This is a genomic window from Synechococcus sp. R6-5 (assembly GCF_047461775.1).
Taxonomy (GTDB): domain Bacteria; phylum Cyanobacteriota; class Cyanobacteriia; order Thermostichales; family Thermostichaceae; genus Thermostichus.
Map to the genome: position 1 here is coordinate 1 of NZ_JANSHV010000157.1, position 7,429 is coordinate 7,429.

General features: G+C 57.7%; 7 protein-coding genes and 2 tRNA genes. 3 read left to right on the forward strand and 6 right to left on the reverse strand.

Annotation, left to right across the window (positions count from 1 at the left end; all coding sequences use genetic code 11):
• Positions 1 to 227 precede the first annotated feature (227 nt).
• A tRNA-His gene (locus tag NW818_RS09075) sits at positions 228 to 300 on the reverse strand.
• A 69-nt stretch (positions 301 to 369) separates the two neighbouring features.
• On the opposite strand from NW818_RS09075, the gene NW818_RS09080 reads away from it, so the two are divergent.
• Positions 370 to 1,170 (forward strand): photosystem II S4 domain protein, encoded by an 801-nt coding sequence (locus NW818_RS09080; protein ID WP_414424363.1) that lies wholly within the window; start codon positions 370 to 372, stop codon positions 1,168 to 1,170.
• 49 nt (positions 1,171 to 1,219) lie between these two features.
• On the opposite strand, the gene NW818_RS09085 is transcribed toward NW818_RS09080, so the two are convergent.
• The 4 genes from NW818_RS09085 to yidC form a co-directional block, all read right to left on the reverse strand.
• Complete coding sequence (locus NW818_RS09085) at positions 1,220 to 2,131, reverse strand: homogentisate phytyltransferase (protein WP_414424364.1); 912 nt, start codon at positions 2,129 to 2,131, stop codon at positions 1,220 to 1,222.
• Between the two features lie 8 nt (positions 2,132 to 2,139).
• Positions 2,140 to 2,628 (reverse strand): YceD family protein, encoded by a 489-nt coding sequence (locus NW818_RS09090; protein WP_414381600.1) that lies wholly within the window; start codon positions 2,626 to 2,628, stop codon positions 2,140 to 2,142.
• Between the two features lie 89 nt (positions 2,629 to 2,717).
• Positions 2,718 to 3,329, reverse strand: a complete 612-nt coding sequence (locus tag NW818_RS09095; protein WP_414413913.1) for a protein jag — start codon at positions 3,327 to 3,329, stop codon at positions 2,718 to 2,720.
• Between the two features lie 70 nt (positions 3,330 to 3,399).
• Positions 3,400 to 4,590 (reverse strand): membrane protein insertase YidC, encoded by a 1,191-nt coding sequence (gene yidC / locus NW818_RS09100; protein ID WP_414424365.1) that lies wholly within the window; start codon positions 4,588 to 4,590, stop codon positions 3,400 to 3,402.
• A 224-nt stretch (positions 4,591 to 4,814) separates the two neighbouring features.
• Here yidC and NW818_RS09105 point away from each other — a divergent pair.
• Positions 4,815 to 4,886, forward strand: a tRNA-Asn gene (locus tag NW818_RS09105).
• Positions 4,887 to 5,169: 283 nt separating this feature from the next.
• Positions 5,170 to 5,688 carry an inorganic diphosphatase gene (locus NW818_RS09110; RefSeq protein ID WP_414424367.1) on the forward strand — a complete coding sequence of 173 codons (519 nt, stop codon included), beginning with the start codon at positions 5,170 to 5,172 and terminating at the stop codon, positions 5,686 to 5,688.
• Positions 5,689 to 5,694: 6 nt separating this feature from the next.
• Here the strand turns inward: NW818_RS09110 and NW818_RS09115 are convergent, their stop codons facing one another.
• Entirely contained in the window at positions 5,695 to 7,311 is a 1,617-nt protein-coding gene (locus NW818_RS09115; protein WP_414424366.1) for a B12-binding domain-containing radical SAM protein, read from the reverse strand.
• Positions 7,312 to 7,429: the final 118 nt, after the last annotated feature.

The window sequence follows — 7,429 nt, forward strand, 5'->3', positions numbered from 1 at the left end:
CGTTGCGGAGCAATAATGCAGGGGGCCAGAAGCTCACCCTAACCTGAAAGACCACAGCAGAGCTTGTTTTGAGAGGGAGAGGCAGGTGCTCCAGATCACCTTGACGAATACCTTCACGATTTTTGCGTCCAGATAGGGTGTTGTCTGTTTTCGTTTGTCAGGGTCTAGATAGATGGACTGGCCTCTGCAGCCCTTGCCCTGACTGGATTTTCGCGATTTCCCTCAAGGGCGGACGATGGGACTCGAACCCACGAATGGAGGATCCACAATCCTCTGCCTTAACCGCTTGGCTACGCCCGCCGCGATTCCGGCTATCTAGCTTAGCATGGGAAAAACGGGACTGAACTACAAAGGTCGAAGCGCCTCAAAATGCTACCCAGAGCCGATTTGTTGCAAGGGGCAGAGTATCGAGAAACCTTGGCACGGGTCTTGGATTTGGGAGAGCAAGCCCTCAAGACCTGGCAAGTGGTCTGGAGCGACTTCCTTTCCCCACCCGAAATAGCGGAGGTGCAAGCTCGGCTGCGCAACTTGACCGAACTACAAGTGGGGGCCTGGGGAGGGTACCCCCAAGCAGAACGCCAACGCATAGCCCTGGCCCGCTCTGAGGTGGGTCTGGATGTCCGGGATCCAAAGTCCGACCCAGAAGGGATCCCATTGGCCGCCATTCAGATTCAGGGCAACTTTCTGTTCGACCCGGCCACCCACCGCGATTTTCTGGGAGCCCTGTTGGCGTCCGGCATCGCCCGCGAGAAAGTGGGAGACATCCTCCTGTTGGGGGACTCAGGCGCCCAGGCCATCGTTGTGCCCGAAATGGTGGATTACCTCACCCTAAACCTGACTCAGGTGCGCACAGTGCCTGTCAAAGTGAGCCGGATCCTCCTGAGCCAGTTGAACATTCAACCCCCCCGCGTCAAATCCATCACCAGCGTGGAAGCCTCTTTGCGCCTGGATGCGGTAGCCTCAGCTGGGTTTGGCATCTCCCGCAGCAAGATGGTGGAAGAAATCCAACGGGGGGAAGTGCGGGTCAACTGGAAGCCCATTACCCAAGCCAGCTACACCGTTGGCCCTCAGGATTGGATTGCCATTCGAGGTCGGGGTCGGCTGCAAATTGAAGAGGTAGCCGAAACGAAAAAAGGCCGCTTTCGAGTGCAAATGAGGCGGTATCTCTAGATTTTTTCCTGTCTGAGTTTGGGGAGATCATTACCTCCAGGAAAATGCTCTAGAAAAAAGAGAAAAAGGCCCAAGGGTAAAGCAAATACTCCAAGTAAAACAACTTCCAGATCAGTTGATAATAGCCAACAATCGCCTCCCGACGGCTGAGATCCAGATGGACACCATAGCCCAAGAGGATCCCCAGCCCCAACACATGGCTCACCAACAGCCAGAGGCCGTTGCCCGCAAGGAGAAAAGAGATCCCCACCCCGATAAATCCCAGATAGCACAAGGCCAAAATGCCGATACAAAACCTTGAGATCCGCCCTGGCCCAAAGCGCAGCGAGAAGGTGGCAATGGCAAACTGGCGATCCCCCTCCATGTCGGGAATATCTTTGAAAAGGGCGATCACCAGCCCAAAAATCGACATAAACCCCGTCAGCCAAACAATCGCAGCCGAAAGCTCGACCCTTCCCTGCATCACCTGCTGAAAATGGCTGTAAAGGCCCAAATTGACGATCAAGCCGCGCACGCTGTAGATGCAAGCCGAGGCCGCCAGCGGAAAACGCTTCAACCGCAAGGGGGGCAGCGAATAGGCCGTGCCGATCCCATTGCTCAAAAGCACCGTCAGCAGCAGGTAAGGGATCCCGGCCATGGCCAGTAGGACGGACGCCACCCCACAACCCACGACGATCCCCACCCCCTGTCGCCAACTCAGGGATCCAGCAGCTAAGGGCAAATGGGGTTTGTTGATGCGGTCGATTTCAATATCCGTCAGTTGATTCAAGCCGACGATGTAGACATTGGCCGCCAGACAGGCCGCCCAAGCCCAGACCAACTGGGGCAGCGCCGAGAGAACCGGTTGCAGGGATCCGGCAGCCACAAACCCCGCCAACAGGTAGAGGCCCACCACGCTGGCGCTGGTGCCGTAGACGGTGTGGGGTCGAGCAAAACGCCAGAGAACTTGTGGGCGCAACATCAAAAAAGCTAGGGAGAGTCTTCCAGGAGAGAAGCTAGGGCTGCCCAGCGGGGATCCGCCGTTGGTGCTGTAGCTTCCACCGCAATGCCCGGACAATCGGGACGGCAGGGCAACTGGCGGGGCATCTCCAAATGCAGGTGCTGGTACATCCAGTCTTCGACATCCAGCTCACCATTGGGGGGCAGGCTCTCCAGCAGATCTTCTTCGTCTTGCAATTCCAGCTCCAAGGGGAGAGGTTCGGGATCCCGAATCAAAATGATCTCCTCAACTTCCAGGTGCAGCCGGTGGTTGAACTGCTGTAGGCAGCGGTGGCAGGTGAGGGTGACAATGGTACGAGCTTCAGCACTCACTTCGAGAAAATGGCCCCGATGGCTGACTTCCAGGGATCCCTCCACAGGGGTCAAACTCTCAAAGCCCGAAAAAAACTGCCTAAACTGCAATTCTTGGGTTTGACCGGGCATCTGCCGCAGATCCGATAGACGAATTGGCCTCAGCATGGCACCCCCCTTCACGCGTTTTGGGTAGCAGGGATCCCTGTCGTCACCGTAGCAAGAGGGCCAACTTGTTCCCAGCCCTCTGCCCACTCTCAAGATGGGGAAGCTGCCCGACGGATAACCAAGCGCCGGTCAGGCTCTTTGCCACGGCTGAAAGTTTCCAGATCGGCATAGGCAGGGTCATTCAAGAGAGTATGAATTTGCCGACGCTCGGCAGCCGAGAGATCGGGAAACTCGTATTCCCGGCCAGTGGCCCTCACCTTTTCCACAGCAGCGGCAACCAAAACCTTCAGCTCCTGCAAACGCCGCTGCCGATAGCCGTCCAAATCCAAAATGTAGGGCTGCTGCTGGTCTTCCGGCTGGTTCAGGTTGAGAAGGGTGTTGGCCAGGTACTGCAACGCATCCAGCACCACGGGGGAGCGATCCTCCTCTTGAGGGGAATCTCTGGAAGATGGAGAGGGCAAGGGGGGGGCTTTCGCCAACAGCAGCCGCTTCTGAGCTGGGGTCAAAGAGTCTGCCTCAATTTCCAGCACCTCCCCCACCACCCGCACCGCCGCTGGGATCCCCATAGCCGCCAGCACCTGCTGTAACCACTGCCTGGCTCGCTCTTGATTGGCCGCAAAGGTGGACTTGTTTGGCGAAGGGGCAACGGTTCCCTCAGATTTCTTAGCAGCAGATCCCGTAGAAGACTTAGGACGGCTCATCCTGGGCAGCTTCCAACTTTGAAGAGGTATCAACACTCCACCACAAGTCCACCCCAACAGCGAGGATCCCCTAGGGCTCAAAGGGCAAGGATTCCCGTCCCTCCTTGGCTGGTCTGGGCTTGGTCGATTTCTCCACTTCCTTGGCCTCCACCGTTATCGTCTGGGCAGCCCGACGACGCTCCTCTTCCACCAATTGCTGCAAGTTCTCCGGCAACGGCTCCCGCGAGAGCAGGAAGGTCTGCACCGTTTGGAAGATGTTAGAGACGAGGATGTAGAGCAAAACCCCTGCCGGCAAAGGGAAAAACAGGAACATCGCCGAGAACAGCACAGGGGTGATCCGAGCCATGGAACTTTGGCTGGGATCCTCTTTGCCGGTATCCTGTCCGGCATTGGTTAGGTACTGGTTCAGGTAAATGGACACCCCAAAGATGACGATCATGGCGATGATATCCCAGTGGATGGTGCCATCTTCGTCGAAGGCCCCCACACGGCCCAACTTGTCGATGAACAGAAAGCCGGTGTCAGAGGCCAAACCGGGAATGGACACCTGCACGGTCACATCCCCCGGCTGCAGAGCCAGCAAGGTGCCATCCGGCTTGATCTGGGCACGATCTTCTCCTTTGGTGATCTTCCAGGTGGGCTGTAACAGATTGGGATCCCCGCCCGCTTCGGCCACCAACTGCTCAAAAGGTTTGCCCCCCGGCCCTTGAAGCAAAAATTGCACCTCTTCCCCGACGGCAATCTTGGTGCCTTTGGGTTCCACCAGCACCACCGGCTTGTGAAGAGAGTCGGTGACAAAAATGTTCTTGCTGGGGCTGACGTAGGGGGCGGGCACCACCTCAGCCGCCATTTCCGCCGGCAGGATCTGCAAGTTGACATCGTAGGTTACTGCCGCAAAAGGGGATCCCCGCAGGGTGGCAAACAGGGCAAACAGCACTGGCATTTGAATGAGCAGTGGCAGGCAGCCCCCCAAGGGATTGGCCCCCAGCTCGCTGTAAAGCTTGGCCTGGGCTTCCCGAAGCTTCTGCGGGTCGTCTCGGTATTTCTCCTGGAGTTCTCGCATCCGCCGCTGCATCACCGGGCTGATCACCTTCATGCGCCGCATGTTGCGGATGGATCCCACATTGAGCGGGTAGAGGGCAAAGCGGATCACCAACGTCAGGAAGATAATGGCCAGTCCATAGCTGGGCACGATCCCATAGAAAAAATCCAGGATCGGCAGCATGACGTTGTTGGAGAGAAATCCGACTCCGAAGTCCATGAGGGGCGCTGGCAAATGTCCGTAACCATTGTAATGGCTTCCGTTCGGTTGACGAGGGCGTTTTCAGGGTTTGTCCCCTGGATCCGTCAGATAGACCTGAGAAAGGCGAGCAATTGAGCAAAATCAAGCCCGCTCCACTGAACAGGGATCCCAAGGCCCAACAAGAACCCCCCGCCGGCAGTTGCCTAGCAGTCCTTTTTTCCCCTATGATGAGAAACGCTTGATCCTCGGTAGCTCAGCGGTAGAGCGGTCGGCTGTTAACCGATTGGTCGCAAGTTCGAATCTTGCCCGGGGAGTATGTCTGAGCCAATCAAGGAAGCCGGATCCGGAACCCTATCCTTCCAGGCGGCTCTGGGCCTGCTGAGGGAAAGGGGGAGAGAAAACCCAGTCTCCCATCTCGTCGAGGAAGATGCGACGCTAAGCCAGACGTGGAGAAAATAATGTGAAGCAATGTGAAGGCGGCTAAGGGTTTCGTCCCGCCTGTTCCCGGCAAGTGTCAAGAGTCTCTGTCCTTTGGGGCAAGGAGTATGTCAGAATACCCTCTGGCTGTCTATTCCCAATCCGAGGGTGCTTGCTGTGATCGACCTGTCGCGGATCCCTGCCCAACCCAAGCCCGGCCTGCTCAACATCTTGATCGAGATTCCCGGCGGCAGCAAAAACAAGTATGAGTTCGACAAAGACATGGCAGCGATGGCGCTGGATCGGGTGCTCTATTCCTCGGTGCAGTACCCTTACGACTACGGCTTTGTGCCCAATACGCTGGCCGGGGATGGGGATCCCTTGGATGGCTTGGTGATCATGGATCAGCCCACTTTCCCAGGGTGTGTGGTCACGGTGCGACCCTTGGGCATGTTGCAGATGATCGATGGCGGGGATCCGGATGAGAAGCTGCTGTGTGTGCCTGCCAAGGATCCCCGCTATGCTGCAGTGACCAAGCTGGAAGACATCGCCCAGCACCGCCTGGATGAGATCGCGGAGTTTTTCGCCACCTACAAGCGCCTGGAAAAGAAAGAAACCCAGATCTTGGGCTGGAAAGGCTTGGCCGAAACCGAGGCGATTATTGCCAGCAGCATCGCAGCTTGCAAACAACCCAAATAGGTATTTTCAAGAGATACGAACAGAAAGAGCTTCCTGGCGATGTTGCAACAGTCGCTCCAGGGTGAGGGGCCCTTCGATGTGTTGCCAAGGCAAGGGATCCGCTGGATCCCAGTGGCTGTGCACGTAGTAATCCAGAGGCGGCAGTTGCCCTTTAAGCGCTTTGAAAGCCCGCCGGTAGCTCCCCAAGGATTCCCCAAAGTCCCGCGCCAACTGCAAGACCTTTCCCACCCGCCGATCCCCTCGCGAGATGAGGGCCTGGATCACGGACCAGCTATAGCTTTCCGGGCGCAACTCCACCCCCAAGGGACGCAGGTGTTTCTGGAAAAACTGCAGTTTTTTCTCGGCTTTGGGATCCACCCCGTGCCACTGAAAAGGGGTGTGGGCTTTGGGCACAAAGGTGCTGCACCCCAGCGTTAGGCGCAGGCCGGGAGCCGCTTTTTTGAGCTCTTGGAAAAGGGCTACTGTGGCCTCCAGATCTGCCTGGGTTTCCGCCGGGATCCCTACCATGCCGTAGAACTTAATGCCCTTCAGACCTCCAGCCTGGGCGTGGGCTGCTGCTGCCAAGATTTCCGGGTTGCTTAACTTCTTGTTGATGATCTGGCGCAGTTGTTCTGAGCCACTTTCGATGGCCACCGTAATGGACTGGCTGCCCCGGCGGGAGAGTACCTGCGCCAGACGTGGGGTTACGGTAGCGGTGCGCACCGAGGCCAAACTGAGACGCACCTGCTCGAAGCGATCCTGGGCCAAGTGCTCCAGCAACTGCTCAAATTGCGGGTGTTGGGTTACAGAAGCCCCCAGCAACCCAATCCGCTGAGTGACCTGCAGCCCCCGCTCCACCGCCGGGATCAAATGCCCCTCCACATCCGCCACCCGGAAAGGCAGGGTGAGATAGCTGGCCAGGCAAAACCGACACATCTCCGGGCAGCTGCGCACCACCTCCACCATGTAGATGCTCTCCCAGGCCGCTTTGGGGGTGACTACTGTGGAAACCGAGAGGGTGTTGCCGCGGAAGGTGTGTTTGCGAATGGAGCTAGGGATCCCGGCCACTTTGGGGAGCACCTTCTCCACCGGGCCGTCGGGCTCCCGGTATTGGGGTTCATACAAGCCGGGCACATAGATCCCTGGCACCTGCGCCAGCGCCTGCAATTTCTCAGCCCGGGATCCCTGGCGCACCTGCCGATAGACCTCAATCATCTTCTCCAGAAGACCTTCCCCATCCCCCAACAAGATCAGGTCAAAGAACTCGGCAAAGGGCTCAGGGTTGGCCGTCAGTACCGGGCCGCCGCCAAAGACCAAGGGGTGGGCTTCTTCCCGCTCCTCAGATCTGGGAGGGATCCCGTGTCGTTCCAGCAGAGCCAGGATATGGACATAATCCAGCTCCCAGGATAGGGAAAAGCCGAACAGCTCCGGCTCCCGGGGCAGGGGCTCAGCCAGATCCGTAAAGAGGCGGGAGACGGCCACATCTCGGCGGCTGGCCAGCAGACTCCAGATGACTTGATAGCCCAGGCTGGTGATCCCCACTGCGTAGGTGTTGGGAAAGGCATAGATTACCCGCACCGCGTCGGGGTCAGGCGTGGCCGGGGCGAAGAGCAACTGCTCCAGGGCAAACTCTGGGGTAGCCAAGGGATCCCGCTGTGTTGGATTGAGGTTTGGGTTCTGGCTCGGAAGAGTTTTGATTTGCCTGCCGAACTTTTTTGGCTCCTGCATGCTAACAAAAGCTAGCATCTTTCACCAATGCAGA

Bases quoted from the DNA above. Each gene is read 5' to 3' on its own strand.
- NW818_RS09095 (WP_414413913.1), bottom strand. From the start codon at position 3,329: ATGAGCCGTCCTAAGTCTTCTACGGGATCTGCTGCTAAGAAATCTGAG.
- NW818_RS09080 (WP_414424363.1), top strand. From the start codon at position 370: ATGCTACCCAGAGCCGATTTGTTGCAAGGGGCAGAGTATCGAGAAACC.
- NW818_RS09090 (WP_414381600.1), bottom strand. From the start codon at position 2,628: ATGCTGAGGCCAATTCGTCTATCGGATCTGCGGCAGATGCCCGGTCAA.
- NW818_RS09085 (WP_414424364.1), bottom strand. From the start codon at position 2,131: ATGTTGCGCCCACAAGTTCTCTGGCGTTTTGCTCGACCCCACACCGTC.
- yidC (WP_414424365.1), bottom strand. From the start codon at position 4,590: ATGGACTTCGGAGTCGGATTTCTCTCCAACAACGTCATGCTGCCGATC.